This is a genomic window from Pandoraea cepalis (assembly GCF_902459665.1).
GTDB lineage: Bacteria > Pseudomonadota > Gammaproteobacteria > Burkholderiales > Burkholderiaceae > Pandoraea > Pandoraea cepalis.
Genome location: NZ_CABPSL010000001.1, coordinates 201,372 through 226,273, shown reverse-complemented (window position 1 = coordinate 226,273; position 24,902 = coordinate 201,372). Strand labels below are relative to the sequence as shown.

Sequence of the window (24,902 nt, the reverse complement as noted above, 5' to 3'; positions counted from 1 at the left end):
GGCCGCGCGATCAGTTGCGGGTCTCGGCGAGCGTTTCGATGAGTATAGGGAGTCGATATATGCATCGGAATTGCTTTTGCGTGCCGAAGTCATTACGATCTTGCATGACTTATGCGCCGCCCTGCCGCCACGTTGCCGGAGCGGCGCTCGGTCTCGTTCCGACCTCTGGAGTGCCCTCCCTCCTCATGAGCCTCAATCTCCAGCAATTGCGCGCTTTCACGACCATCGTCGAGACCGGCAGTCTCGGACGCGCCGCGACCGAGCTGCATCTCACGCAGCCCGCGCTGAGCCGTACCATCAAACGGCTCGAAGCCGATCTCGGCGCGCCGCTGTTCGAGCGTCACAGCAAGGGGATGGCCTTGACGGCATTCGGGCAAGCGTTGCTGCCGCACGCCATGTTGCTCGAGCGCGAAGCCGAGCATGCGCGTGAAGAAATCGATGCGCTGCGCGGGCTCGCGAAAGGAACGATCAAGGTCGGCGCGGTCGGCGCCATCGCCAGCCATGTGCTGCCGCTCGCGGTCGAGCGCGTGCTCGACCGCTGGCCAAACCTGCGCGTGGAAATCATCGAAGGGGTTTGGGACCGGCTCGCCCAGGGACTGATGCACCACGAGATCGATCTGGCGCTCTCGACTGTGGCCCCCGACACCGATGACATCGTCGCGATCTCCGACTGCCATTGGAAAGACGACAGTTATGTGGTCGCCGCGTGCGACCATCCGTTGCGCCAGCGCGGCACGCTCACACTGGCCGACACACTCGGGGAACGCTGGGCGATTCCGCCGCGCGGCACCGCGCCATACGCGCACGTGGAAAGCGTGTTCGCCGCGCATGGGCTGGCGTTGCCCAACATTGTCGTGGAGACGCGCTCCGTCCCGGTGCTCAAGAGCATGGTCGCGCGATGCGGCTTTCTGACGTGGATGCCAGAGCCGATGTATGACGTCGAAGCACGCGCGCGTGTGATGGACACCCTGCCGATCCCGACCGTTCACGCCACGCGCACGCTCACGGCCTTCCGCCGCCGTCAGGGGATCTTGCCAAGCCCCGCTGCCAAGCTGCTCGACGAACTGCGTCGGCTGACGGCGCCCGGCTGATGCCGTGGGCGCCGGTCAGCCGCCCGCTGCCACGATCTGCGCGCGGTGGTACGGCGTGCCGCCGTACTCTTTGGGGCCGTGAATCGTCTCGACACACTCGATGCGCCACGGCACCGGGCGCGTGAAGCGAGGGCCATCGTAGGCGAACGTGTGGAACTCGCCGTTCTCACCGCACGCGTCGACGTGCGCCGGCAGGTCCGCCAGCAGCGAGGCATCGTATTCGCGGCCGACGAATTCCGGCCCGAGGTGCCGACCGTCCACACAGACGATCACCGCCCGATAGCCCAGCGAGATGAATTCGTGCGCGAGTGTCAGGCGCTCGCGTTGCCACAGCGGCAATACGGCGGTCATGCCCGCCGCCGCGCAGACCTTCTCTTCCCAATCGCGATGCGGCTGCAAATCGATATCGCCGAACAAGCCGTGCGTGATGCCCTCGGCACGCATCGCCAGCAAGCGGGCGACGAACGCCGCCTCGTATTCGTGCCAGCCGGCATGGCCGACGTCGAGCGCGATACCGAGTGCCTCGGCCTGCGACTGCATCAATTCACGCGGCAAACCATGCGAGCGCGAGCTGTCGCCCGTTTCGTCGAACATCGCAAGCAGGCGACGCACCTCGTAGTGCGGCTCGCCGCGCGTGTCGCCAGACAATGCGTGATGCAGGGCAAGGCAGGAATCCTTGCCGCCGCTCCAGGAGAAAAAGGCGGGGGTAGGCATGCGGTCTCGCGAAGAAGGGGTCACACCAAAACAAAGCGGACCCCGCAGGGTCCGCCTTCGATACTCGGGGGGCCGGGCGATGTTGGCATCGTCACCGCTCCCACGCGTCGCACTCAGTGCGAGCGGATCATCGTGCCGAATGGCTGTTCCGTCAGGATTTCGAGCAGCACCGAATGCTCGATGCGGCCGTCGACGATGTGCACCGACTTCACGCCGCTCTTCGCAGCGTCGAGTGCCGACGAGATCTTCGGCAGCATGCCGCCCGAGATCGTGCCGTCGGCGAACAGGTCGTCGATCTCGCGCGCCGACAGGTCGGTCAGCAGATTGCCGTCCTTGTCCATCACGCCCGGAATGTTGGTCATCATCACCAACTTCTCGGCGCCCAACACCGTGGCGAGCTTGCCGGCCACGAGGTCGGCGTTGATGTTGTACGCCTGGCCATCTTCCCCAACGCCGATCGGCGAAATCACCGGGATGAAAGCGTCGTCTTGCAGCGCACGCACCACGGCCGGATTGATCGAGTCGACTTCACCGACGAAACCGATGTCGAGCAGCTCGCCGGCGTTTTCGCGATCCGGAATCAACATCTTGCGCGCGTTGATCAGGCCGCCGTCCTTGCCGGTGAGACCCACCGCCTGGCCGCCGTACTGGTTGATCAGCATGACGATGTCCTGCTGGACTTCGCCGCCGAGCACCCACTCAACCACTTCCATCGTCTCTTCGTCGGTCACGCGCATGCCCTGGACGAACGTGCCCTGCTTGCCGATCTTCTTGAGCGCCTGATCGATCTGCGGACCGCCCCCATGCACCACCACCGGGTTGATGCCCACGAGCTTGAGAAGAATGACGTCGCGCGCGAAGCCTCGCTTCAGGCGCTCTTCGGTCATTGCGTTGCCGCCGTATTTAATCACCACGGTCTTGCCGTGATATTTGCGGATATACGGCATCGCCTCAGCCAGAACTTCGGCCTTGAGAGCAGGAGCGATGTCGTCGATGGAAGACGGTTGCAGATCGGACATGGCGGGAAGGTTTTTCGCAGGTGGACCAGAAACACGGCGAATTGTACAGCCAAGGCGCCCGGCCGTGCGGGGCTTTGACGGGATTCGACAGGGTCTGGGACTTGCGTCGGTCGATGCCCATGGCTACCCTTCGTCACATGCGGGGCGGCAACCGCAAATGCGGCGATTCTCGCCCCGTCAGCGGCGCAGGGCTGCGCGTGCGTATCTCCCCTTTGGCCTCTCCATGCACGCCCGTCAGTGGCCGATTTTTACCGCGTCCCCTTTCGCCCCCGATTTACGCGCTGCGCCCCCCGCCAGAGGCCAGCCCCTGACAACGCCGCCGCTGTTGCAGTTGTGCAACTCGCTTCGCCGCGGGGCACCTGTCTATGCCCCGCCTGTCTTCACGCGGCGCTGCTTGCGGCCGGTGTGGGAATCAACGGCACCGCCGCCGCCCGTGCGACGTCTGCCCACCTCACCAACCCCACCGACCTCGCGACCATTGCCAATCCCGACTGAGCCCTGCCGACGGCCCGGCACCCCGGGCGCGCCAGGCGCCGGTGACGGAGGCCGCCCCCCCGTGTAACGGGCGCCCACCCGGCCGCCGACACCCGCCGTGCCGCGAAACATCAGCTTCTGCCGGGTACCGAGCGTCTTGTTGGCCATGACCTGAACCGCCGGTGCTTTATTGACTATGGGCGGCGCCGTGCGCCATACCGGCCATACCGCTCATACCACTCATACCCCTCATGCCGGTGCCCGCAGGCCCGCTCGCCGTCAGGTCGAGCACAGGGATCTGAACCTGCTGCTCGGACATCTTGTGATCGGCGGATTCGAAGCGCAACGTGACCGGCACGGTGTCGCCCTTCTTGAGCGGCGTCTTCAGGTCGCTGAGCATGATGTGATAGCCGCCCGGCTTGAGCTGCACGGGCTGATTGGCCGGCAGCGGCAAACCGCTCGGCAGGGCGCGCATTTTCATGAGCGTGCCTTCGAGCTTCATTTCATGCACTTCGGCGTTTGCGGCGGCGGGGGTGCTCACGCCCACGAGCGTGGTCGCCCGAGGCGCCTGCAACGTCATGAAAATGCCGGTCGCACTCTGACCCGGCACGGTACCGCGTGCCCACGCGTCGGACACCGCCACCTGCCCCACCTGTGCGTAGGCCGAAGCCATGCTGAAACTCAGTGCGGCAACTGCCCATAGCTTGTGCTTCATGCAAACTCCTTATCGTTGTCGACGGAAGGCTTCCGCCCTGTATCGCATGAGAGGTTACGCGACACCCTGCCGCGCAAGACGTGGATGCTCATTGTAGTCGCGCCCCGCCTCCCGCGGGAACGCGTTGCGTGATGCCGGTCATCGGCGCCTCATCGGTTCTTCATCGGCACCCATGCGGCAGAGTGTCGCAGCGCCCTGCGACGCGGGATAGGCCGTGACCCGGACTTGGTACACTTGTCGTATGACCCATTTCCCCATCGAGCGAGCCAACGTCGTTCAGCTCTTCTGGTTGCGCTGTCTGGCCATCGTCGGCCAGTTGGCGACGATCGGCGTCGTGCAACTCTGGCTCGGCGTGCGACTGCCGCTCGAGCCGATGCTCACCATCATCGCCCTCGAAGTGCTGTTCAACGTCCTCACGTGGGTGCGCGCGCGGCGGGGTATCGAGCGCGCCCGGCGCCGCACCGATCTGGACCTGATGAGCCAGTTGCTTGTCGATCTGGCCGCGCTCACGGCGCTGCTGTTCTTCTCGGGCGGCGCGACCAACCCGTTCGTCTCCCTCTTCCTGCCGGGCCTGGCGATCGCCGCCGCCGTGCTGCCATGGCGCAACGCGTCGCAACTGGCGCTGCTCTCGCTGGTCGCGTATGGCGCGCTGAACTTTCAGTACGTGCCGCTCGATCTGGCAGACCCGGGCAATCTGCTGCGCCTGCATCTGGCCGGCATGTGGGTCAACTTCGTGGTCAGCGTGCTCGTGATCGCGTGGTTCGTTTCGCGGATGTCGCGGGCCTTGCGCGCGCGCGACGCGCAACTCGCCCGCGCTGAACAGCGGTTGCTGCGCGACGAGCGGATGGCCGCTCTCGGCGCTCAGGCCGCGAGCGTGGCACACGAACTCGGCACCCCGCTCTCGACCATGGCCGTGGTCGTCGGCGAACTGCGCAGCGAGAGCCTGGGCAATGCCGCGTTGAAGCCCTACGAGCCGGATCTGCAGACGCTTGAACAACAAATCGCGCTGTGCAAGAGCGCCATCGGCCACGTGCAGACGCGTGCGGCGGCACCGGTGCGGCAGGCGTTGGCCGAATGGTTGCCGGCGTTCACCACGCAATGGCGCTTACGGCATCCGCAAGTCCAGTTCCAGATGCACGTGCCGCCGAAGTTGACCGCGCGCATCGAAGACACCGTGCAAGTTGGCCAGATCCTGACCATCGTGCTCGATAACGCCGCGTATTTCAGCCCGTCGTCGGTCACCCTCGACGTGGCGGTCACGCCGGACGACATCCGCTTCACGGTCTGCGACGAAGGCCCCGGCATGACCACTGAGCTGCGTACCCGGCTGGGAAATTCACCCGTCATGAGTACGCACGGCGGACAAGGCATGGGCCTGTATCTGGCCTTTGCCAGTGCCCAGCGTCTCGGCGGCGACATCGTCCTCACCCCCAACACGCCGCAAGGCACGCGCGCCGAGCTGCGCCTGCCGATGGCCACTTTCCTCTTCGGCTCGCGGAGTCAGACATGAACGCCTCCCACTTCCTTCTTATCGACGACGACGTCGTTTTCGCCGAAACGCTCGCCCGCGCGCTGACGCGGCGCGGCTACGACGTCCAGATCGCCGCCGACAGTGCCGCGGCGCTGCTCGCGGCGCGCACGCGCCAGTTCGACCTGATCTCGGTCGACCTCCATCTGGGTCACGACTCGGGACTGCCGCTCATCGCGCCATTGCGCGCGTTGCAACCGAAATCACGCATGCTGGTGCTCACCGGCTACGCGAGCATTGCGACGGCGGTGCAAGCCGTCAAGGATGGCGCCGACAACTACCTGGCCAAGCCGGCCAACGCCGACACCATCCTCGCGTCGCTGCGCAGCGATGCGAGCGAGACCCAGGCCGACGAAGCCATCGAAAACCCCTCGCCGCTGTCGGTCGCGCGCCTCGAATGGGAGCACATTCAACGCGTGCTCACCGAGCACAACGGCAACATCTCCGCCACGGCACGCGCGCTGAACATGCATCGGCGCACGCTGCAGCGCAAACTGCTCAAGCGTCCGGTGAAGCAGTAACGCCCATCGTCAAACGCAAAAAAGGCCCCGAGGGGCCTTTTTCACATTGCAGCGAACGTCACGTCATCACAGCACGTAGCGCGACAGATCTTCGTTCTGCGCCACTTCCTCGAGGAAGCGATTGACGTAGCCGGCGTCGATCGACACCACTTCGTTCGCCTGCTTGCCGGCGTTGTACGAGATGTCCTCGAGCAGCTTTTCGATGACGGTGTATAGACGTCGCGCCCCGATGTTTTCCGTCTTCTCGTTCACAGAGAAAGCGATTTCCGCGAGCCGCTTGATGCCGTCCGGCGCGAAGTCGAGCGTCACGTCTTCCGTGGCGAGCAAGGCCTGATACTGCTTCACGAGGCTGGCATCCGTCTGCGTGAGGATCGCTTCGAAATCCTGGACCGACAGCGATTCGAGTTCGACGCGAATCGGGAAGCGGCCCTGCAGTTCCGGAATCAGATCGCTCGGCTTGGCCAGATGGAACGCCCCGCTCGCGATGAACAGAATGTGATCCGTCTTGATCATGCCGAACTTCGTGCTCACGGTCGTGCCTTCCACGAGCGGCAGCAGGTCGCGCTGCACGCCCTGACGCGACACGTCGCCGCCACCCACTTCGCTGCGCGTGGCGATCTTGTCGATTTCGTCGAGGAACACGATGCCGTTCTGCTCGACGTTGCGCAAGGCCAGTTGCTTGACCTCCTCGTCGTTGAGCATCTTCGACGCTTCTTCGTCGGTCAGCACCTTGAGCGCGTCCTTGATCTTGAGCTTCTGGCGCTTCTTGCGCTGGTTGCCCAGATTCGCGAACATGCCCTTGATCTGCTCGGTCATCTCTTCCATGCCCGGCGGGCCCATGATCTCCATGCCCTGCGCCGGAATTTCCACTTCCAACTCGACTTCCTTGTCGTCGAGCTGACCTTCGCGCAGACGCTTGCGGAACGTCTGGCGCGTGGCGTTATCCTCGCTGCTGGCCTCGACCTCGTGCGACGCCGAACCGAAACGGATATCGCGCGACGACTCGCGCCCGCTCGGCAGCAACAGATCGAGAATGCGATCCTCGGCGCGATCTTCCGCCGTGGTGCGCACCTTCTTCATTTCAGCTTCACGCGTCTGCTTGATCGCGATTTCCGCGAGGTCGCGCACGATGCTGTCCACGTCGCGCCCCACGTAGCCGACTTCGGTGAACTTGGTCGCCTCGACCTTGATGAATGGCGCGTCGGCCAGCTTGGCCAAACGGCGCGCGATTTCGGTCTTGCCGACACCGGTCGGACCGATCATCAGAATGTTCTTCGGCGTGATTTCCTGACGCAGGGGATCGGCCACCTGCTGACGGCGCCAGCGGTTGCGCAACGCCACCGCGACGGCCTTCTTGGCCTTGTGCTGGCCGATGATGTGTTTGTCGAGTTCGGAAACGATCTCTGAGGGGGTCATATGGGTCATGACGTTCGCCAAATTAGGGGGTTCGCACGGAGGGTGACGCCCGGCCGGTCACCTGCCGACCGGCCAATCGTGCCGCAGGAGGGAGGCCCGCTGCGGCACGCGCGCCGTCACTGCGCTGCCTTCGGGGGCAGCGCCTCGATGATGTGATTGCCGTTGGTATAGATGCACATTTCGCCCGCGATCGTCAGCGCCTTCTTGACGACTTCCGCCGGCGTCAGGTCCGTGTTCTCGACCAGCGCGCGGGCGGCCGCCTGGGCGTACGATCCGCCCGAACCGATCGCGGCAACGCCACCCTCCGGATCGAGCACATCGCCGTTGCCGGTGATGACCAGCGTGGTCTCGGCATCGGCGACGATCATCATCGCTTCGAGCCGGCGCAGCATGCGGTCGGTACGCCAATCCTTGGCCAGTTCCACCGCCGAGCGCGTCAAATGCCCCTGGTGCTTCTGGAGCTTCGCCTCGAAACGATCGAGCAGCGAGAAGGCATCGGCCGTCGCACCCGCGAAGCCAACCATGACCTTGCCGTCGTAAATCGTGCGCACCTTGCGGGCGGTGCCCTTCATCACGATATTGCCGAGGGTGACCTGACCGTCGCCGCCAAGCGCGACCTGATCGCCGCGCCGAACGCAGACGATGGTGGTGCCGTGATATTGCTCCATGCCTGTTCCTTTTCGGGGGCGACGTGCGCCCCGTAACGATGGGCCCGGCCGTGCGCGCCACACAACAGTGACGACGTGCCCGACCGGGCGAGATGTCACTGTAGTTTAGGGCAATCGAAAGAATATCAAGAGGCGTCGACGGCAACACGCCCGCCCTGCTTGACGCCCTCGAGGCAATGTCGCACAACGTGGCATGGATCGTGAAATTCGCGCGGCAATGCGCCGCGCGAATCGTCTACTGCGAGGAAATTTCTCGGAAATTACTCCGTTTTTGCGGCACGATCCCGCTCAGAACGTGGTGCGCAAACCCACGCGAACCGAGCGCCCCCCCTGCGGCGCAATGTCGCGCAGCACCGAGCTGGCCAAACGTACCTCCTGGTTGGTCAGGTTCTCTCCCTTCAAGTACGCCAGCCACTGCACGCCACCCGCCTTGAACTGATAGGTGAGCGCCGCACCGAGCGTGGTGTAGCCACGGGTCGTCAGATCGTTGGCGGGCACGCGGCCTTGAGGACTGGCGTGCACCATTTCCAGTCGCGCGCCCCAGTGACCCAACGCATAGGCAAGCGCCGCCGTCAGACGCAATGGTGCGATGCGCGGCAGCGGTTCGCCCGTCTCGCGGTTGCGCGCGATCGTGTAGTCGCCGCGCAGTTCGAGATCGAGGTTGCCGTGACCGCGCCAAAGGCGCGCACGGCCTTCGGCTTCCATTCCGTAGAGGTCGGCTGGCACACCCGCGTACTGATAGACCGGCAAACTCTGGCCGCCCTCATCGATCGTGCGCCCCGTATTGTTGAGTGCGATGAAGTTGTTGAAGCGGCTGTAGAAGAGACCGACGCTGGCCTTGTTCGGGCCCTGCTCATAGCGTAGCGACAGGTCCGTCGAAAACGCCTTTTCAATCGCGGCCTGCGGACTGCCGATTTCCCAGACCCCGGTCGCCAGGTGCGGGCCGTTCGCATACAGCTCGTAGAACGTGGGCGCGCGCTCGGTGTACGAGGTGTTGAGCGCGACCGACCACGCGGGGGCCAATGCGAAGATCGCACCCGCCGACACGCTGCCCGGCGTGAAGTCGCGCGACGGTAGATTGTCGAAGCGCTCATTACCGCCCGCCGTAGGCTTGACGCTCGAGTGCTCGATGCGCGCGCCGAACGAGAGCTTGATCGCCGGATGCATGGTCCACTCTTCGAGGGCAAACAGCGCGACGTTGCGCGTGTCGCTCTTCGGCACAAAGGCCTCTTCACCTAGCGCTGAGAAGGTGTTCTGCGAGAACTGCACGCCCACGGCGCCGTCGAGTGGCCCGAGCTTCGCGTGACGCGCTTCGATACGGCCTTCGTAGCCGTGATTCTTGAAGGTCGTTCCCGTCTCGCCGTTTTCGATTTCCTTGTGCTCGTAATCGGTGTAGCCAAAGTTGAACTTGAGAGCGGTGATCGGGCCGCTCAGGTCGCGGATCTCGCTGGCCAATGCCAAACGCTGCTGCCGCAGCCGAATGCGTGTGTCCGCCTCGGCCACGGTGCCGTAATCCGAGTCGTAACCGGAGTACGACAGGCCCGTATAGCCGTCGGCCCACGTCCACGACGCACCGACAGCCGCGCCACTCACCTGCCCCTGGCTGTTGGGCAAGGTGCCCGACGGTTGCGGCGTGTCCTCGTCGTCGCGGGCGCGTTGTTGCGCCGAACGGGCGAAGCCGGGAATGCGCAGGTCCGCGCTTTTTCGGGCGAAGCCGTCAACGTGGAACGCGAACTCGCCGTTGCCGAATTCAAGTTGCGCGGCCCCGGCCCGTTCGCGGTTCGCACCGCCATAGCTGAAGTCCGTCGCACCGGAAATGCCGGTGATGGATTCTCGCGGAATGCGGTTGTCAATGGTGTTGATCACGCCGCCGACCGCATTGCCGCCGTAGAGCAGTGCCGCAGGGCCCCGCACGACTTCTACGCGTTCGATCGTCAGCGGATCCTGCGCCACGGCGTGATCGTAGGATAGCGACGAGGCGTCGAGCGCCGCCGTGCCGTTCTGCAACACGCGAATGCGGTCGCCGTCGAGGCCACGAATGATGGGGCGACTGACGTTCGGGCCGTACGATGTGGCCGACACGCCCGGCAGCCCGTCAAGCGTCTCGCCCAACGTGCCTGCACGGCGCAACGCCAGCGCCTTCCCGTCGAGTTCGGTAAGTGGCACGGTCAAGTCGGCAGCGGCGCGCCCAAGCGGATTGCCGGTCACGAAGGTGGTTGGCAACGTCACTTCAGGCCTCACCGGGACGGCAGTGGCAGACGTTGCTTCCAAGGGTGCATCGGACACATCGGCCGCCTGCACGGACGTGCTTGCCGCAGCGAGCGCGCTGAACGTCAGCGCTGCGGCGAGCGGGCGCGGCGAGTTCACGGGCCACGGGCGGCGTGCCCGGCGGGAAGCCGAAGGGGCCTCGATGGGGAAAGCGGGAGCTAGCAAGGGCGTCGCGCGCTCACGCGCGGCGTTCAAAGCAGAAAGTGCCATGTCGGTATCGGGTGTGTTGGGTCGGTGCGCGGGAGCCTCGTCAACGGGCTCCCGAGGATTCCGGGCCTCGGCGCGAACGAAGCCCCGCCGCGTCGGCGATGATGGGCCGACGAGCGTGCAGCCGCCGCCATCGCGGGCCCGAAGGCTGCGAGGGTCGGTACGGACAGTGGCAGGGATTCGCGCAGTCAGCGCGGAGAAGTTCGAATGGCGCGAATACGCGTGGCGTCAGATCGCGAGCGGCGGTGCGCGGGAGTCGAACGGTCGTCGGTGAACGCTCGGGTGACGGCGCCCGGTCGCGCGCTGGGGGAGGCTCGCGATGACGGTATCGCTTCCCCACGACAGGACGGCCACGGCCATGGCCGCGGCCAGCGTGGCGCCTTCGAACAGATGGCAATGGTGGTGGGAGTTGCCGAAATCGACGGACACCGTGCCGACCGCTTGGGCGCGACCGTCTGCGGCCATCGCGAGATCCGCACCTCCCGCCTCGTCCGGATCATTCGCCTCGCCCGCCGCTGACCGGCTCGCATCTGCCGAAACCGGCGGCACGCCGGACAACCTTCGGGCATGCAGAATTTCGTGTTGCAGCCCCCAGATCTGTACGCCGATCAGCGCAACGATGAGCCACGCGATCCAACCGCTTCGCCCACACCCCACCCGCGTGCGCAAACGCGCGCGCCAAAAGCGAGAAGCGGATTCGATAGACGGCATAGGCGGCCACAATTGCAACTGAGTTGCAATTGTGGCATAAAGTTGGCTCGACGGCGAGCGTCAGCAAGCGTTGCGTGCAAGCCACAGTTCCGGGAGGAACGGGCGCGGTCGACCGGACGACGTCAAAAAACGGCAACAAAAAAGGCACGTCAAGACGACGTGCCTTTGGCAAACCGGGAGCCGACGGACCTGACCTGCCGCCACCGCGCGGCGTCGGGCCGGTTGTGCGATGCGATCAGTCGCCGAACAGCTTCTGACGCAATTCGCGACGCTCTTGCGCTTCGAGCGACAGGGTGGCGGTCGGGCGGGCGAGCAGACGCGGAACGCCGATCGGCTCTCCGGTTTCTTCGCACCAGCCATATTCGCCCGATTCGATGCGAGCGAGCGACTGTTGCACCTTCTTCAGCAGCTTGCGTTCACGATCGCGGGTACGCAGCTCAAGCGCGTGCTCCTCTTCAATCGTGGCGCGGTCGGCCGGATCCGGGACGAGAATGGTTTCGCGCAGGTTCTCGGTGGTTTGACCGGCGTTACGCAAAATGTCAGCCTGCAGGTTTTCCAGACGATCCTTGAAGAAGGCGAGTTGATCTTCATTCATGTAGTCCTTCTCGCCCATCTTCAGAATTTCGGCCTCGGTCAAAAGTCTTTTCTTGCTCATGGGTTTTTGTGGCGTCTCTTTCGGATAGTCCGGTGACGCCCCTGCAGCGAGTGGGACGTCTTGCTTACCGGCGATGCCGCGGGCGGCTTCTTGGGTTACGTTCCTACCGGACGATTTGGGCGCCCCGTGCTTGGCGGCGGCCTTTTCGCCCGTCTTCGAATTACCTGCTGGAGCCCGCTTGGCGCCCGCTTCCGACGCCGGCTCTGACCGGCGCGTGGGGCCTGCGGTGGCAGTCTTGCGAGAGGCGGTAGCCATGGCGGTGCTCCCCTGCCTGCCCTCCGAAGTGCCGCGTTGGTTCGCTGGCGGCAGCCCCAGTGGGCACGTATTGTAACCGAATCGTTCAACAGCCCTGATTAAGGGGTTTCCCGTTGCACGGTTCGCCGGTCCCGCTCAGACCAGACAGCGCTCCAGCCCTTGCAGGATGATGTCTTTCGGCAGCTCGGCACCAATAAACACCATCTTGGTGTTCGGCGTCTCATCGGGTTGCCATTTCGCGCCCACGTCGCTGCCCATCATCTGGTGAACGCCCTGGAACACGACCCGGCGGTCGATGCCACGCATGTTTAATACACCTTTATAACGCAATAAGCGTTCGCCGTACACCTGTAGGATGCTCCCGAGGAAATCCTCCAGCTTCGCCGGATCGAAGGCTTTCTCGCTGCGAAAGACAAACGATTTGATGGCGTCGTCGTGGTGGGCATGGGCGTGACCGTGGTCGTGCCCCTCGTGCGCGCACTGGTCATGATCGTGATCGCAGTGCGAGTGATCGTGATCATGGCCGTGATCGTGCGCGTGGTCGTCGGCGCCCAGGAATTCCGGATCGATGTCGAGCTTGTCGTTCAGGTTGAAGCCGTGAAGGTCGAAGATCTGCTTGAGCTCGGCCTGGCCGAAGTCGACTTCCTGCTGCGGCGCGCGCGGATTCATGTGCGCGAGGCGATGCTTCAGGTCGTTCAGCGCCTCGGGCGTGACCAGATCGGCTTTGGTGATGAACAGGCGATCGGCAAACCCCACCTGGCGCTGCACCACTTCGTGCTGATCGAGCTGCTGCTGGGCGTGCTTCGCGTCGACCAGCGTGATGATGGCGTCGAGCCGGTAGGTGTCGGCCACCTCGTCGTCGATGAAGAAGGTTTGCGCCACGGGGCCGGGGTTGGCCAGGCCGGTCGTCTCGATGACCACGCGGTCGAACTGGATCGCACCCGCGTCGCGCTGGCTGTTCAGGTCGGACAGCGCCTTCACCAGGTCGCCACGGATCGTACAGCAGATGCAGCCGTTGCTCATCTGTACGATCTGCTCGGCGTTGTCGTGCACGAGGATGTCGTTATCGATGTTCTCTTCACCGAATTCATTTTCGATGACGGCGATCTTCATGCCATGCGCCTCGGTCAGGATGCGCTTGAGCAGCGTGGTTTTCCCGCTGCCGAGAAAGCCGGTCAGGATGGTGACGGGGGTCATGAATGCTATGTCCTGTTGTAATGCGGCGTACTCGACGCCGTCTCAATGTCGCCCACTGTACCCGAGGTAACGAAAAGCGGCTGGAGACGCGTCAGTTGGGGGCGCCCGCGCACTGTGCGCAAGTGCCATGAATCATCAGCTCGACCTGTTCGCCCACGAAACCCTTGGGCAGGCGCTTGAGTTCGCGCTCACTCAATTGGGGATGCTGGGGCCAATCGTCAAGACAGAAGGTCCGGTGGCAGCGTACGCAACGAAAATGTCCGTGTTGCGTATGCGGACGCGGCGATGCCGCACGCTGCGGGTCGACATGCTCGGCCATGACGAAGCGGAAGATTCGGTCGTCGCCGGCCTGCTTGATGGCCCAGCCCTGCGCGACCAGCCAATCGAGCACGCGGTAGGCCGTTACGCGGTCGAGCGGATCGGCGTCGGTGGCCAGATCGGCCAGCACTTCCTGGTGCGTGAGCGGACGGCCCGCCTTGAGCAGCATCGCCAGCACGCGCACGCGTCCAGAGGTCACGCGGCCCGATTGCTCTTGCAAGCTCGTACGGGCGGCTTCCAGATAAGGTTGTAGTTGAATAAGGCTCATAAATCGATTTAAGCACAGCACCGCCAGCACTGCAACGGAGTTGCAAAAGTAGGCATTTCCCGAGCCCTGAAGGCCGCCGACCGAGTCTGTCCGGAGGTGAACGGGCAATGCGTCATACAATTGACGCAAAAAACACCGCTCACCATGTCGCTCACCGCTCTCGCCCTCGTTGTTACCGCCGCATTCCTGCATGCCACCTGGAATTTCCTCGCCAAGCGCATCGACACGCGCGAAGGCGGCGGCCCGCAGCTCGTCTTCCTCTATGCGCTGCTGACCGTCGTGCTGTACACGCCGCTGGCGCTGTTTTTCCTGATCGGTTCAAACGCCAGTTGGCCGAATGCGCTGGGTTGGGGCGTGATCGCCACGAGCGCCATGCTGCACTACGGCTACACGCTAGTCCTGCAGCGCGGCTACCGGGTGGGCGACCTGTCGGTCGTCTATCCGCTCGCACGGGGCACCGGGCCATTGCTGTCGTCGCTGGGCGCCATCGTGCTGCTGGGGGAACGCCCGGGCTGGCTGGCGCTTTTCGGGATCGGGCTGGTGGTCGTCGGCGTGCTGATCATCGCCGGGGGCGAGCGCCTGTTCCGGCGCGACACCATGCACGCGGGCGCGGGCTGGGGCGTGCTGACCGGCGGATTCATCGCAGCGTATACGCTGGCCGACGCCTACGCCATCCGCACCCTGCTGCTTGCACCGCTCGTCTACTACTACCTGGAGAATGTGCTGCGAGTCGTGCTCTCGGCACCGATGGCATGCTCGCGTCCCGCGCGCATGGTCATGGTGTGGCAGGCGAACTGGCGCAAGATCGTGCTGATCTCGCTTATCTCGCCGATGTCCTACTTCCTGATCCTGACGGCGCTCAAGTACGCGCCGGTGTCGCACGTCGCCCCGGCGCGGGAGATGTCGATGATGATTGCCGCGCTGTTGGGCGTGCGGCTGCTGGGCGAAGGGGAGATGCACCGCCGCGTGGGCGGTGCCGTGTTGATCGCGCTGGGCGTGGTCGCACTGACACTGGGCTGACGCCCATAGAAGCGAGCGCTTACATACGTTGCAACCAAAGCCCCTTGAGATATTCGCCTTCGGGGAACTGGGTGAGCATGGGGTGATCCATGCCCGCCGACAGGCGCCGCAGAATGCGGGCGTCCACGCCAGCATCCACAGCCGCGCCCGCCACGATCTTCTGGAACAGATCGGCGTCGATCGCACCTGAGCACGAGTACGTCAGCAGCTGGCCGCCCGGGCGCAGCAGCTTGAAACCGGCCAGATTGATGTCCTTGTACGCCCGTGCGGCACGCTCCACGTGATGGGCCGACGGTGCGAACTTGGGCGGATCGAGCACGATCATGTCGAACAGGCGCCCCTCTTCGCGCAACGCGCGCAGGGTCTTGAAGACATCGGCGTCGCGCCATTCGGCGCGCGCGGCGTCGAAACCGTTGAGTTCGACATTGCGCGCGCCGATGGCCAACGCGTCGCCCGACGAGTCGATGGACAACACGCTCTGCGCCCCGCCCGCCAGCGCCGCCAGCGAAAAGCCCCCGGTATAGCAGAAGCAGTTGAGCACGTCGCGGCCCTTGGCCTGCTGCTTCACCAGCAGACGATTGTCGCGCTGATCGACATAGAAGCCGGTCTTGTGCCCATTGCGCACGTCGACGTAATACTTCACGCCACACTCGTACGTCGTGAGCAAGTCGGGCGCCTGGGGCGGCTCAGCCCCCGCCAGCACGCCAGTGAGGCTCGGCAGACCTTCGCGCTCGCGCACGGCGGCGTCGGAGCGCTCGTAGACATTGGGGCAGCCGGTCGCGCCGACGAGGGCATTCACGATCGCGTCTTTCCAGGCTTCCACGCCCGCCGCCATGAACTGGCAAACGATCTGGTCCGTCACCGGCGCACCGGGCGCGGACTGATAACGGTCGACGATCAGACCCGGCAGGCCGTCGGCCTCGCCGAAGATCAGGCGGGTCGCCCCGGTGTCGTGCACCATCTGCTCGCGATAAGCGAGGGCGGCGGTCACACGACGCTTGAAGAACGCATGATCGACCGGCTCGTTTTCATCGAACGTCCACACGCGTGCGCGGATGGCCGAGACCGGGCTGAAGGCAGCGCGAGCGAGAAATCGCCCGTCGGCGGCGCGCACCACGACCGTCGCGCCGGAAGCCGGTTTGCCGTCCACGCGTGCCACGGCGGTGGCGTAAATCCAGGGGTGACGGCGCAGCAAGGACTTTTCTTTGCCGGGCTTGAGGGTCAAGGTATTCATGCGGGACGGACCAACAGTTGACGACGGGGTGACGGCAAGTCATCCAGCAGACGGAGAACGTGCGGGACTTGCTGAGGAAGGACGCGATTCTACACCGAGTCGCGCCGCCCACCGCAACGCTCAGGGCTTCTTGCGCGAGCGCGGATGCGCCTGATCGTAAACCTTCGCGAGATGCTGGAAGTCGAGTTTCGTGTAGATCTGTGTCGTCGAAATATTGCTGTGGCCCAACATCTCCTGCACGGCGCGAAGATCGCCGGACGATTGCAGAACGTGCGTGGCGAACGAGTGACGCAGCATGTGCGGGTGCACGTGTGTCGGCAGCCCGGCCGCCAGCGCGTGGCGCGACAGCCCCTGCTGCACCGCGCGCGCGCCGATGCGCTTGCCGCGCGCCGACAGGAACAGCGCATGCGGCTCAGCCGTTGCCAGTCCTGCCCGCATGTCCAGCCAACCGGCCAGCGCCTGCGCCGCTTTCTCGCCCACGGGCACGCGGCGTCGCTTGTTCCCCTTGCCGGTCACGACCACCTCGCGCTCGGGCAAATCAAGCCAGCTCACGGAACGGTAGCCCTCGGCCTCGACGTAGCGATGATCGAGGCTCGTGAGTTCCGACAGGCGCAGGCCAGACGAGTACAGCAGCTCGAACATCGCCCGATTGCGCACGGCCTCGGCCGACGTGCCGGAGACGAACTCGACGAGCGCCGATGCCTGATCCGGCGACAGCGCTTTCGGCAACGGCTTGGGTTGTTTCGGCGCGCGCACGCCGTCGACGGGATTGGCCGCCAGCGACGTGCGCTGGGCAAGCCACGCGAAGTAGCCTCGCCAGGCGGAGAGCTTGCGGGCGATGGAGCGGCCGACGAGGCCCTCGCTGTGCAACTGCATGGCGAAGCGGCGAATGTCGCCGTGTTCCAGCGATTCGAGCGAGCGGCCGCGCGCCATACGCTGCAACTGGCGCAAGTCGCGCGTGTAGTTTTCCAGGGTGAGCTCGGCGAGCTTGCGCTCGCTGGCGAGCGACGTCAGGTAGTGGCGGATGCCCGGTTCGAGCGGCGTCTCGTCGTCCGACGCCTCTGCGTGCGCCCCGGGCTTGCGCGCGCGTTCCGGCGCGGCACGCCCGGCGCGCGCCTTGGGCGTGGCCACGCTGGCAGGACGCGGCGATCGGGTCGAGGTGACCATAAGGCGTGGTGAAAGGTGCCGTCAGCGCGTCAGTCCGCCCGGGCGCCGGCGACGCGCATCAATCGTTCGCGCGCAGCTTGCTGAGCGCCGCGCCGGCCAGTTCCCCGATCTGCGTCAGGAAGTCGGTCGCCATGCCTTCATGGAAACGGCGGGCGTCTTCCGAGCCCATGACCAGCAGGCCGAAGACCGGCCCATCCGTCACTTGCGGGTCACGCAGCGCGAGCAGCGCCACCGACGCCGGATCGCTCGGCGCGCCGAGCCATGTCACGGCTTCGAAACCGGTGTTGGCACCGCAATAGGGAGTCGCCAGGCTCGAGGCGAAGATCTTGACCTCTTCGCTCACGCTGCGGGCGAACTCGGCCGGTTGGTACGGCGCGGCCACGTTCCACACGCGAACGGCCGCGAAGGGGACGTTGAAAACGTCGCGCAGGCCGCGGGCAATCGCGTCGGGCAATGCGTGCGGATCGCGCTCGCCGAGCAGGCCGAGGTTCCAGCGATGCAGCTTGGCCGAGATGTCGTCGTTCTCGTGCCCGTAGCGCATCAATTCGGCGAGGCGTCGCTCGATCTGCTTGGTCTTTTCGCGCTGCATCTCGATCTGGCGCTCTTGCAGCGACACGGCGCGCTGGCCGTGCGGACTGGTGAGCCGCACGCCGGCCAGCAATTCGGCATGGCGTTCGAAGAAGTCGGGATGCGCGATCAGGTATTCCGCAATATCTCGGTCGTTCATGAGTGTCCGTCTGCTGTTCGTCAACTGCCGCCGACCGCCGCTGCGCACGAGGCACAACGGTGGCGAGCGGCCGCCAGGGTCGCTAAATCAGAGTCCGTCAGAAACCAAAATCTTACTGTGCTGCGCCCGCGGCCTGCCCGCGCGGAACACCGGAACCGACGTTTGGCGTCAGATCTCGATCGTCCCTTCGAAGACCGTGGTGGCCGGTCCCGTCATGATGACCGGACCGCTTGCGCCGTTCCAGTCGATGGTGAGCGTGCCGCCGTGCGTTTCGATGGCCACGGGCGCGGCCAGCAGCCCGCGGCGGATGCCTGCCACTGCCGCCGCGCACGCGCCGGTGCCGCAGGCGAGCGTCTCGCCCGCACCGCGCTCGTACACGCGCAGACGCGCCTGATGCTTGTCCACCACCTGCAGGAAGCCCGCATTCACGCGGCGCGGGAAGCGCGCATGACGCTCGATCAGCGGGCCGTCCGTTTCCACCGGCGCGGTATCGACGTTCTCCACCACCTGCACGGCATGCGGATTGCCCATCGAGACCACGGAAATCCACGTCGTCTTGCCGGCCACGTCGAGCGGCCAGAGCGTGTCGTCGCCCTCGCGACGGCCTGCCAGCCCGCTGGCGTCGAACGGCACATCCGACGCCGTGAGGATCGGCGCGCCCATGTCCACGCTGACCTGACCGTCGTCGCGCATCGTGAGCGTGATCAAGCCCTGCTGCACCTCGACGCGCACCGTGCGCTTGTCGGTCAACCCCGTGTCGCGCACGAACTTGACGAAGCAGCGCGCCCCGTTGCCACAATGCTCCACCTCACCGCCGTCGGCGTTGAAGATACGATAGCGGAAGTCAACGCCAGGCTGCGTCGAGCGTTCGACGAGCAGGAGCTGGTCTGCGCCGACGCCGAAATGGCGGTCGGCGAGCGCGCGCCACTGGTCGGGCGTGAAATCGATGGATTGCGAGATGCCGTCGATCACGACGAAGTCGTTGCCGGCACCCTGCATCTTGGTGAATTTGAGCTTCATGGCGCTATTGTAGTGGAGAAGGCCGACGCGCATCCGGCGCCTGTCAATACACGCTTGGCTCGCCGGGCGGGCGCGTCTTGAAGCGCTTGTGCACCCAGTAGTATTGCTCCGGCATCTTCAGAATTTGTTCTTCGAGGAACGCGTTCATCCGGCGCGCATCGGCGTCGGGGTCGCCGCTGGGATAGTTTTCCCACACCGGGAAGACCTTGAGGCGGTAGCCCTTGTAGTTGGGCAGCACCTCGCCGATGAACGGCAGGATCTGGGCCCGGCCGACTTCGGCCAGACGGGACACGGACGTCAGCGTACAAGTGTTCACGCCGAAGAACGGCACAAACGTGGAGTTGCGCGCGCCATAGTCCATGTCGGCCGCCAGCATGACCGGCTTGCCCTTTCGGAACATGCGCAGCACGTCGCGGGCACTGTCGCCGCGCGCGATCATTTCCGCGTCGAAACGTCCGCGCTGCTCGCGGGCCATGGCGTCGAACGCCGGATTCGACATCGGCGTGTAGAGCGACGCGCAAGGCCGGTGCAGCGAGTAGTTGATGAACACCGAGCCCGCCTCGATGCCCACGAAATGGAATCCGAGCAGGATCGTCGGCGGCATATTCGGGTCGAGCAGGTCGACCGCCGAGTCGAGTTCGATCAGCCGCTCCAGCTTCTTGCCGTCGGCGAACCATTGCACGCTGCGCTCCGCGTAGCTGCGAATGGCATGCACGAACGACGCCTTGGCCACGCGCTCGCGCGTCGCCTCGTCCCAATGCGGGAAACACAGCCGCAAATTGGTGTGCACAACGCGCTTTCGCGAGCTGGGAATCAGGTACAGCAGGTGCCCGAGACCGGCGCCAAAGCGCGCAACCCAGCCATAGGGCAGCAGGTTAAGCCCGCGCAGCAGGCCAACGCTCAGGTAGTAGCCGAGGGATTTCTTGGGTGTGGTTGCCATGTCGCAAGCAGGAATTCTTCAGGGGCGTATAATAAGCGACATCGCCGAGTTAACTGACAACTTGCGGGGCGATTCGAATGTGCCACCCTATCGAGGCAGCGCATTCGACCAATTTTCCGCTAAAGCGTCGCCGCTTCCCCTCCGATGACGGCAACGTGAGTCGCCAAATTCGTTTAGAGGAGCCAGAAGTGGCGAACGATTATCTCTTTACTTCCGAATCGGTCTCCGAAGGTCACCCGGACAAGGTAGCCGACCAGATTTCGGATGCCGTGCTCGACGCCATCCTGAAGCAAGACAAGTACGCGCGCGTTGCCGCAGAAACGCTGTGCAACACGGGTCTCGTCGTGCTCGCGGGTGAAATCACCACGACCGCCACGGTCGATTATCAGCAAGTCGCGCGCGAGACCATCCGCCGCATCGGCTACGACAACACCGACTACGGTATCGACTACAAGGGTTGCGCGGTGCTGGTCGCCTACGACCGCCAGTCGCCGGACATCGCCCAGGGCGTGGACCGTGCGCATGACGACAACCTCGATCAGGGCGCCGGCGACCAGGGCCTGATGTTCGGCTACGCCTGCGACGAAACGCCGGAACTCATGCCGCTGCCGATCTATCTGTCGCACCGCCTGGTCGAGCGCCAGTCGCAAGTGCGCCGTGACGGTCGTCTGCCCTGGCTGCGCCCGGATGCCAAGTCGCAAGTCACCATCAAGTACGAAAACGGCCGTCCGCACAGCATCGACACCGTCGTGCTCTCGACGCAGCACCATCCGGACATCGCGCTGGAAGCCCTGCGCGAAGCCGTCATCGAAGAAGTCATCAAGCCGGTGCTGCCGGCCGACCTGATCAAGGGCGACATCAAGTTCCTGGTGAACCCGACCGGTCGTTTCGTGATCGGTGGCCCGCAGGGCGACGCCGGCCTCACGGGCCGCAAGATTATCGTCGACACATACGGCGGTGCCGCACCGCACGGCGGTGGCGCGTTCTCTGGCAAGGATCCGTCGAAGGTCGATCGCTCGGCCGCCTACGCGGGCCGCTATGTCGCGAAGAACATCGTGGCGGCCGGTCTCGCCTCGAAGTGCGTGATCCAGGTCTCGTACGCCATCGGCGTGGCGCGACCGACGTCGGTCATGGTCAACACATTCGGCACGGGCAAGATCAGCGATCAGCGTATCGCCGAGTTGGTCGAGAAGCACTTCGACCTGCGTCCGAAGGGCATCATCCAGATGCTCGACCTGCTGCGTCCGATCTACGAGAAGACCGCCGCCTACGGTCACTTCGGCCGTGAAGAGCCGGAATTCTCGTGGGAAGCGACCGACCGCGCCGACATCCTGTTGGCCGACGCCGGCCTGCGCGCGGTGGCCTGATCCGACATCGCTCTCGTGGTGCCCGCCGGTCTCGACCGGCGAGCACCCAACAAAACCCCCGCTCGGGTCGAACCGGCGGGGGTTTTGTTTTATCGCGACGTCGGATGCCCGACGTCAGAGCTCAGAGGTCAGCGCATCAATTGCCGGATCATCGTGGCGAATACCTTGCCATACGGCGGGTTGAGCAGGCCGGCGCCGTTCCAGCGCGCCTGCCGGAAGATCGGTTTCTCCTTGGAGAACGTCCGGAAGCCCGCCTCACCGTGGTACCCCCCCATGCCCGACGGCCCCACGCCACCGAACGGCAGCGCATGCTCCGCAACGTGCAGCAGCGTGTCATTGATCGTCACGCCGCCGGAAATCGTGCCGTCGACGACACGCCCAATGCGCGTATTGTCGGTATCGAACACATACAGCGCGAGCGGACGCGCACGCTCATTGACATAGGCGATGGCGGCGTCCAGGTCATCGTAGGGCACCACCGGCAACAGCGGCCCGAAGATCTCCTCGCGCATCACGCGCATGCCGTCGTGCACGCCAGTGAGCACCACGGGCGGCAGACGCCTGCGCGCCGCCTGCGCCGGGGTATCGAACAGCGCGTGCGACGTGGCGCCCTGTGCCGCCGCCTCGGCGGCAAGCCCGGACAACCGCTCGAAGTGCCGCGACGACACAATGCTCGTGTATTGCGGATTGTTCACGGCGTCGGGATACAGACGCGCCGCCACCTGCCGCGCCGTGGCAACGAAGGCGTCGAGCTTGTCGCGCGGCACGAGCACATAGTCGGGCGCCACACAGGTCTGACCCGCGTTGACCAGCTTGCCGAGCAGGATGCGCTCCACCGCGTGCTCCCAGCGCGCGCCCGGCCCGATGATGGCCGGCGACTTGCCACCGAGTTCGAGCGTCACCGGCGTGAGGTGTTCGCTGGCCGCACGCATCACATGATGGCCGATCGACGTCGCGCCAGTGAACAGCAGATGGTCGAACGCCAGCGTCGAGAACGCCCTCGCGACCTGTGCGTCGCCAGTCACGACCGTGACCCACTCCGGCGAGAAAGTCTCGGCCACGGCGGCCGCAAACGCATCCGCGAAGCGAGGCGTGACCTCGGAGACCTTGATCATCACCCGATTGCCGGCGGCCAAGGCGTCGGTGAGCGGACCGACGGCCAGAAACAACGGGTAATTCCACGGCACGATCACCCCGACGACGCCGAGCGGCTGCGGCACGACGGCGCGTCGCGCGGGCAGCATCCACAGGTTTGCCCAGCCGCGCGACCCACGCATCCAGCGACGCGTGTGCGCGAGCGCATGCTTCAGGTTGCCGTGCGACGGGAACAGTTCGAGCATGTCCGTTTCCTGCGCCGAGCGGCCGCCGAAATCCGCGTCGATGGCGTTGGCGAACGCCTCGCGATACTTGTGAAGCATCGCTTGCAGCGCTGTCAGGTGACGCTTGCGCGTCGGCCAATCGACTTGCGGCGCGGCGTCGTGCGCGCGGCGCATCGCGTCGAAGCGCGGCAACAGCGACGCGCGGGCGATGTCGTCGTCGGTCGAGGTATCTGGTGCCGACGACGGTGTCGCCTCATGCAACTCGTTCAATTCATGTTGGTATCCCATGCCTTCTCCTCCCTGAGGTCGCAGGTGGCCCCGTCGGTGCCGCCCAACGCCATCGATATATTGTTATCCGTTATGCGAGAAAAGCCCGGTCGAGCCAGGCACGTTGCACTGCCACCGCGAGCGTGTCCGGCATCACGCCGTACACCCGCCCGCCCGCGTTCGAGAATCGGCTCTCGATGAAGCCATGCGCCAACTCGGCCGGCGCGTGTTCGAGCAACAACGCCGCCTGTGCCAGCAGTACCACCTGCTGTGCAATCGCACGCGCGCGGGTCGCGTGCGTTGCCTGATCGGCCGCCAGCCAACCGTGCAACTGCGCCAACGCCGCGCGTAGCGGCGCATGCGATCCCGTGCGCTCACCGATCCATCGGAACCAGTACTGTGCGACGTCAGGCTCGCGGCTCATGGCGCGCAGCACGTCGAGACACATCACGTTGCCCGAGCCTTCCCATATCGAATTGACGGGCGCCTCGCGATACAGGCGCGCGAGCGGACCGGTCTCGACATAGCCGTTGCCGCCCCACACCTCCATGCACTCGCCCGCGAGTTCGAGCGCGCGCTTGCATACCCAGAACTTCGCGGCGGGCAGCACGATGCGGCGCCACGCCCGCTCACACAGCGAATCGTTGTCGGACACGCCCGCGTCGAACGCCTGCGCCAGCCGCATCGCCAGCCACGTCGCCGCTTCCGACTCCAGCGCCAGATCCGCGAGCACCGTCGTCATCAGATCCTGATCGACGAGCTTCGCCCCGAACGCCGAGCGATGGCGCGCGTGATGAATCGCCTGCACGACACCCGCGCGCATCATTGCCGCGCTGCCGATCACGCAGTCGAGCCGCGTATACGTCGCCATCTCGATGATCGTGGGAATACCCCGCCCCGGCGCACCGACGCGTGTGCCATACGCGCCCTGCAACTCGACTTCACTGCTCGCGTTGGAGCGATTGCCGAGCTTGTCCTTGAGACGTTGCACTTGCACACCGTTCTTGCGCCCGTCCGGCGCGTAGCGCGGCACGAAGAAGCAGGACAACGCATCGCTGTCGGCGTCGCGTGCGAGCACCAGATGCGCGTCGCACTGCGGCGCCGAGAAGAACCATTTGTGCCCGACGAGCGAGAACGTGCCGTCGCCGCAATCGGTGGCCGTGGTGGTGTTGGTGCGCACGTCGGAGCCGCCTTGCTTCTCCGTCATCCCCATGCCGATGAGAATGGCGTGCTTCTGCGCGAGCGGCACGTCGCGCGGGTCGTGCTGTGGCGCGAGCAACTTGTCCTTGATCGACGCGAAGGCCGTGGGCTCCTTGGCGAGCACCGGAATGCTCGCGAACGTCATGGTCGTAGGGCACAACGCACCGGCCTCGTTCTGCGCGTGCAGGAAGTACGCCGCCGTGCGCGCCGTCATCGCGCCGTCGCGCGGATGCGCCCACGGCAACGACTGCAGTTCGGCTCCCCGCAACAAACCCATGAGCGCATGCCACGACGGATGAAACTCGACGCGATCGATGCGATTGCCTTGCGAATCGAACGATTGCAGTTCCGGCGCGTGACGATTGGCCGCCTCCGCCCACGCCTGCACCTCGGCTTCGCCCAGGCGAGCGCCCTGGCGGTACAGCGTTGTCGCATGCCATCCCGCGCCGAAGGCCGCCACTGCGGCTTGCAACGCGGCGTCGGTGGCGTAAAGGTTGTAGTCCGTAAGCGGCGGCACCTGATTGGTGACGTCGTGGGTCTGCCAGGCTTGCGTCATCCGTGTCTCCGTATGCCCAATTGCCGTATGTGACGGTCACGCCATGGGGATCCTTTCATC

The 24,902-nt window shown here is 65.1% G+C and carries 22 protein-coding genes; 5 read left to right on the top strand and 17 right to left on the bottom strand.

Going from position 1 to position 24,902, the window contains the following annotated elements; translation table 11 throughout:
• The first annotated feature begins 185 nt into the window (after positions 1-185).
• Positions 186-1,091 carry a LysR family transcriptional regulator gene (locus PCE31106_RS00970; RefSeq protein ID WP_150562092.1) on the top strand — a complete coding sequence of 302 codons (906 nt, stop codon included), beginning with the start codon at positions 186-188 and terminating at the stop codon, positions 1,089-1,091.
• 15 nt (positions 1,092-1,106) lie between these two features.
• Here the strand turns inward: PCE31106_RS00970 and PCE31106_RS00965 are convergent, their stop codons facing one another.
• From PCE31106_RS00965 to PCE31106_RS00955, 3 genes are all read right to left on the bottom strand, one after another.
• The gene (locus PCE31106_RS00965; RefSeq protein WP_150562091.1) at positions 1,107-1,805 is read right to left on the bottom strand and encodes a Dph6-related ATP pyrophosphatase; all 699 of its coding nucleotides are present in this window, start codon (positions 1,803-1,805) and stop codon (positions 1,107-1,109) included.
• Between the two features lie 113 nt (positions 1,806-1,918).
• Positions 1,919-2,824, bottom strand: coding sequence for an acetylglutamate kinase (gene argB / locus PCE31106_RS00960; RefSeq protein ID WP_150562090.1), 906 nt, complete (start codon positions 2,822-2,824; stop codon positions 1,919-1,921).
• Positions 2,825-3,485: 661 nt separating this feature from the next.
• A complete protein-coding gene (locus PCE31106_RS00955) occupies positions 3,486-4,013 on the bottom strand; it encodes a copper chaperone PCu(A)C (RefSeq protein WP_150562089.1) in 528 nt (175 codons plus the stop codon).
• Positions 4,014-4,254: 241 nt separating this feature from the next.
• On the opposite strand from PCE31106_RS00955, the gene PCE31106_RS00950 reads away from it, so the two are divergent.
• Both PCE31106_RS00950 and PCE31106_RS00945 read left to right on the top strand, forming a co-directional pair.
• Entirely contained in the window at positions 4,255-5,523 is a 1,269-nt protein-coding gene (locus tag PCE31106_RS00950) for an ATP-binding protein (RefSeq protein ID WP_150562088.1), read from the top strand.
• Entirely contained in the window at positions 5,520-6,062 is a 543-nt protein-coding gene (locus PCE31106_RS00945; protein WP_017235115.1) for a response regulator transcription factor, read from the top strand. Before PCE31106_RS00950 ends, PCE31106_RS00945 begins: the two co-directional genes overlap by 4 nt.
• A 66-nt stretch (positions 6,063-6,128) precedes the next feature.
• Here PCE31106_RS00945 and hslU read toward each other — a convergent pair whose 3' ends face one another.
• The 7 genes from hslU to PCE31106_RS00910 all read right to left on the bottom strand — a co-directional run bounded on the left by hslU (position 6,129) and on the right by PCE31106_RS00910 (position 14,025).
• A complete protein-coding gene (gene hslU, locus PCE31106_RS00940; RefSeq protein WP_017235116.1) occupies positions 6,129-7,487 on the bottom strand; it encodes an ATP-dependent protease ATPase subunit HslU in 1,359 nt (452 codons plus the stop codon).
• A 107-nt stretch (positions 7,488-7,594) separates the two neighbouring features.
• Positions 7,595-8,146: an ATP-dependent protease subunit HslV gene (gene hslV / locus PCE31106_RS00935; RefSeq protein ID WP_017235117.1), complete on the bottom strand. Its 552-nt coding sequence runs from the start codon at positions 8,144-8,146 to the stop codon at positions 7,595-7,597.
• Positions 8,147-8,434: 288 nt separating this feature from the next.
• The gene (locus PCE31106_RS00930) at positions 8,435-10,624 is read right to left on the bottom strand and encodes a TonB-dependent receptor (RefSeq protein ID WP_437343779.1); all 2,190 of its coding nucleotides are present in this window, start codon (positions 10,622-10,624) and stop codon (positions 8,435-8,437) included.
• Between the two features lie 225 nt (positions 10,625-10,849).
• A complete protein-coding gene (locus PCE31106_RS00925; RefSeq protein WP_150562087.1) occupies positions 10,850-11,332 on the bottom strand; it encodes a hypothetical protein in 483 nt (160 codons plus the stop codon).
• A 235-nt stretch (positions 11,333-11,567) separates the two neighbouring features.
• A complete protein-coding gene (gene dksA / locus PCE31106_RS00920; protein WP_130027651.1) occupies positions 11,568-11,987 on the bottom strand; it encodes an RNA polymerase-binding protein DksA in 420 nt (139 codons plus the stop codon).
• 390 nt (positions 11,988-12,377) lie between these two features.
• Positions 12,378-13,439 (bottom strand): CobW family GTP-binding protein, encoded by a 1,062-nt coding sequence (locus tag PCE31106_RS00915; protein WP_150562086.1) that lies wholly within the window; start codon positions 13,437-13,439, stop codon positions 12,378-12,380.
• A 91-nt stretch (positions 13,440-13,530) separates the two neighbouring features.
• Entirely contained in the window at positions 13,531-14,025 is a 495-nt protein-coding gene (locus PCE31106_RS00910) for a Fur family transcriptional regulator (protein WP_017235122.1), read from the bottom strand.
• Positions 14,026-14,169: 144 nt separating this feature from the next.
• Here PCE31106_RS00910 and PCE31106_RS00905 point away from each other — a divergent pair, with 144 nt between their 5' ends.
• On the top strand, positions 14,170-15,045 hold the full coding sequence (locus PCE31106_RS00905) for an EamA family transporter (protein ID WP_017235123.1): 876 nt from the start codon (positions 14,170-14,172) through the stop codon (positions 15,043-15,045).
• Positions 15,046-15,064: 19 nt separating this feature from the next.
• Here PCE31106_RS00905 and PCE31106_RS00900 read toward each other — a convergent pair whose 3' ends face one another.
• The 5 genes from PCE31106_RS00900 to PCE31106_RS00880 form a co-directional block, all read right to left on the bottom strand.
• Entirely contained in the window at positions 15,065-16,279 is a 1,215-nt protein-coding gene (locus PCE31106_RS00900; protein ID WP_150562085.1) for a class I SAM-dependent rRNA methyltransferase, read from the bottom strand.
• A gap of 120 nt (positions 16,280-16,399) precedes the next feature.
• Positions 16,400-17,446, bottom strand: coding sequence for a tyrosine recombinase XerC (gene xerC / locus PCE31106_RS00895; protein ID WP_150562084.1), 1,047 nt, complete (start codon positions 17,444-17,446; stop codon positions 16,400-16,402).
• A gap of 58 nt (positions 17,447-17,504) precedes the next feature.
• Positions 17,505-18,173, bottom strand: coding sequence for a DUF484 family protein (locus tag PCE31106_RS00890; protein WP_130024549.1), 669 nt, complete (start codon positions 18,171-18,173; stop codon positions 17,505-17,507).
• Between the two features lie 168 nt (positions 18,174-18,341).
• Positions 18,342-19,193: a diaminopimelate epimerase gene (gene dapF / locus PCE31106_RS00885; protein ID WP_150562083.1), complete on the bottom strand. Its 852-nt coding sequence runs from the start codon at positions 19,191-19,193 to the stop codon at positions 18,342-18,344.
• Between the two features lie 43 nt (positions 19,194-19,236).
• Entirely contained in the window at positions 19,237-20,133 is an 897-nt protein-coding gene (locus tag PCE31106_RS00880) for a lipid A biosynthesis lauroyl acyltransferase (protein WP_017235128.1), read from the bottom strand.
• A gap of 188 nt (positions 20,134-20,321) precedes the next feature.
• On the opposite strand from PCE31106_RS00880, the gene metK reads away from it, so the two are divergent.
• Complete coding sequence (metK, locus tag PCE31106_RS00875; protein ID WP_017235129.1) at positions 20,322-21,500, top strand: methionine adenosyltransferase; 1,179 nt, start codon at positions 20,322-20,324, stop codon at positions 21,498-21,500.
• 128 nt (positions 21,501-21,628) lie between these two features.
• On the opposite strand, the gene PCE31106_RS00870 is transcribed toward metK, so the two are convergent.
• Entirely contained in the window at positions 21,629-23,107 is a 1,479-nt protein-coding gene (locus PCE31106_RS00870) for a coniferyl aldehyde dehydrogenase (protein WP_150562082.1), read from the bottom strand.
• A gap of 70 nt (positions 23,108-23,177) precedes the next feature.
• Positions 23,178-24,842, bottom strand: coding sequence for an isovaleryl-CoA dehydrogenase (locus PCE31106_RS00865; RefSeq protein WP_150562081.1), 1,665 nt, complete (start codon positions 24,840-24,842; stop codon positions 23,178-23,180).
• Positions 24,843-24,902: the final 60 nt, after the last annotated feature.

What these genes read in the sequence shown, in the direction of transcription:
- hslU (WP_017235116.1), bottom strand. Translation starts at nt 7,487, where the DNA reads ATGACCCATATGACCCCCTCAGAGATCGTTTCCGAACTCGACAAACAC.
- PCE31106_RS00945 (WP_017235115.1), top strand. Translation starts at nt 5,520, where the DNA reads ATGAACGCCTCCCACTTCCTTCTTATCGACGACGACGTCGTTTTCGCC.
- xerC (WP_150562084.1), bottom strand. Translation starts at nt 17,446, where the DNA reads ATGGTCACCTCGACCCGATCGCCGCGTCCTGCCAGCGTGGCCACGCCC.
- PCE31106_RS00925 (WP_150562087.1), bottom strand. Translation starts at nt 11,332, where the DNA reads ATGCCGTCTATCGAATCCGCTTCTCGCTTTTGGCGCGCGCGTTTGCGC.
- PCE31106_RS00930 (WP_437343779.1), bottom strand. Translation starts at nt 10,624, where the DNA reads ATGGCACTTTCTGCTTTGAACGCCGCGCGTGAGCGCGCGACGCCCTTG.
- PCE31106_RS00865 (WP_150562081.1), bottom strand. Translation starts at nt 24,842, where the DNA reads ATGACGCAAGCCTGGCAGACCCACGACGTCACCAATCAGGTGCCGCCG.
- PCE31106_RS00970 (WP_150562092.1), top strand. Translation starts at nt 186, where the DNA reads ATGAGCCTCAATCTCCAGCAATTGCGCGCTTTCACGACCATCGTCGAG.
- PCE31106_RS00900 (WP_150562085.1), bottom strand. Translation starts at nt 16,279, where the DNA reads ATGAATACCTTGACCCTCAAGCCCGGCAAAGAAAAGTCCTTGCTGCGC.
- PCE31106_RS00870 (WP_150562082.1), bottom strand. Translation starts at nt 23,107, where the DNA reads ATGGGATACCAACATGAATTGAACGAGTTGCATGAGGCGACACCGTCG.
- PCE31106_RS00955 (WP_150562089.1), bottom strand. Translation starts at nt 4,013, where the DNA reads ATGAAGCACAAGCTATGGGCAGTTGCCGCACTGAGTTTCAGCATGGCT.
- hslV (WP_017235117.1), bottom strand. Translation starts at nt 8,146, where the DNA reads ATGGAGCAATATCACGGCACCACCATCGTCTGCGTTCGGCGCGGCGAT.
- PCE31106_RS00905 (WP_017235123.1), top strand. Translation starts at nt 14,170, where the DNA reads ATGTCGCTCACCGCTCTCGCCCTCGTTGTTACCGCCGCATTCCTGCAT.
- dksA (WP_130027651.1), bottom strand. Translation starts at nt 11,987, where the DNA reads ATGAGCAAGAAAAGACTTTTGACCGAGGCCGAAATTCTGAAGATGGGC.
- PCE31106_RS00965 (WP_150562091.1), bottom strand. Translation starts at nt 1,805, where the DNA reads ATGCCTACCCCCGCCTTTTTCTCCTGGAGCGGCGGCAAGGATTCCTGC.
- argB (WP_150562090.1), bottom strand. Translation starts at nt 2,824, where the DNA reads ATGTCCGATCTGCAACCGTCTTCCATCGACGACATCGCTCCTGCTCTC.
- PCE31106_RS00915 (WP_150562086.1), bottom strand. Translation starts at nt 13,439, where the DNA reads ATGACCCCCGTCACCATCCTGACCGGCTTTCTCGGCAGCGGGAAAACC.
- PCE31106_RS00890 (WP_130024549.1), bottom strand. Translation starts at nt 18,173, where the DNA reads ATGAACGACCGAGATATTGCGGAATACCTGATCGCGCATCCCGACTTC.
- PCE31106_RS00880 (WP_017235128.1), bottom strand. Translation starts at nt 20,133, where the DNA reads ATGGCAACCACACCCAAGAAATCCCTCGGCTACTACCTGAGCGTTGGC.
- PCE31106_RS00950 (WP_150562088.1), top strand. Translation starts at nt 4,255, where the DNA reads ATGACCCATTTCCCCATCGAGCGAGCCAACGTCGTTCAGCTCTTCTGG.
- PCE31106_RS00910 (WP_017235122.1), bottom strand. Translation starts at nt 14,025, where the DNA reads ATGAGCCTTATTCAACTACAACCTTATCTGGAAGCCGCCCGTACGAGC.
- dapF (WP_150562083.1), bottom strand. Translation starts at nt 19,193, where the DNA reads ATGAAGCTCAAATTCACCAAGATGCAGGGTGCCGGCAACGACTTCGTC.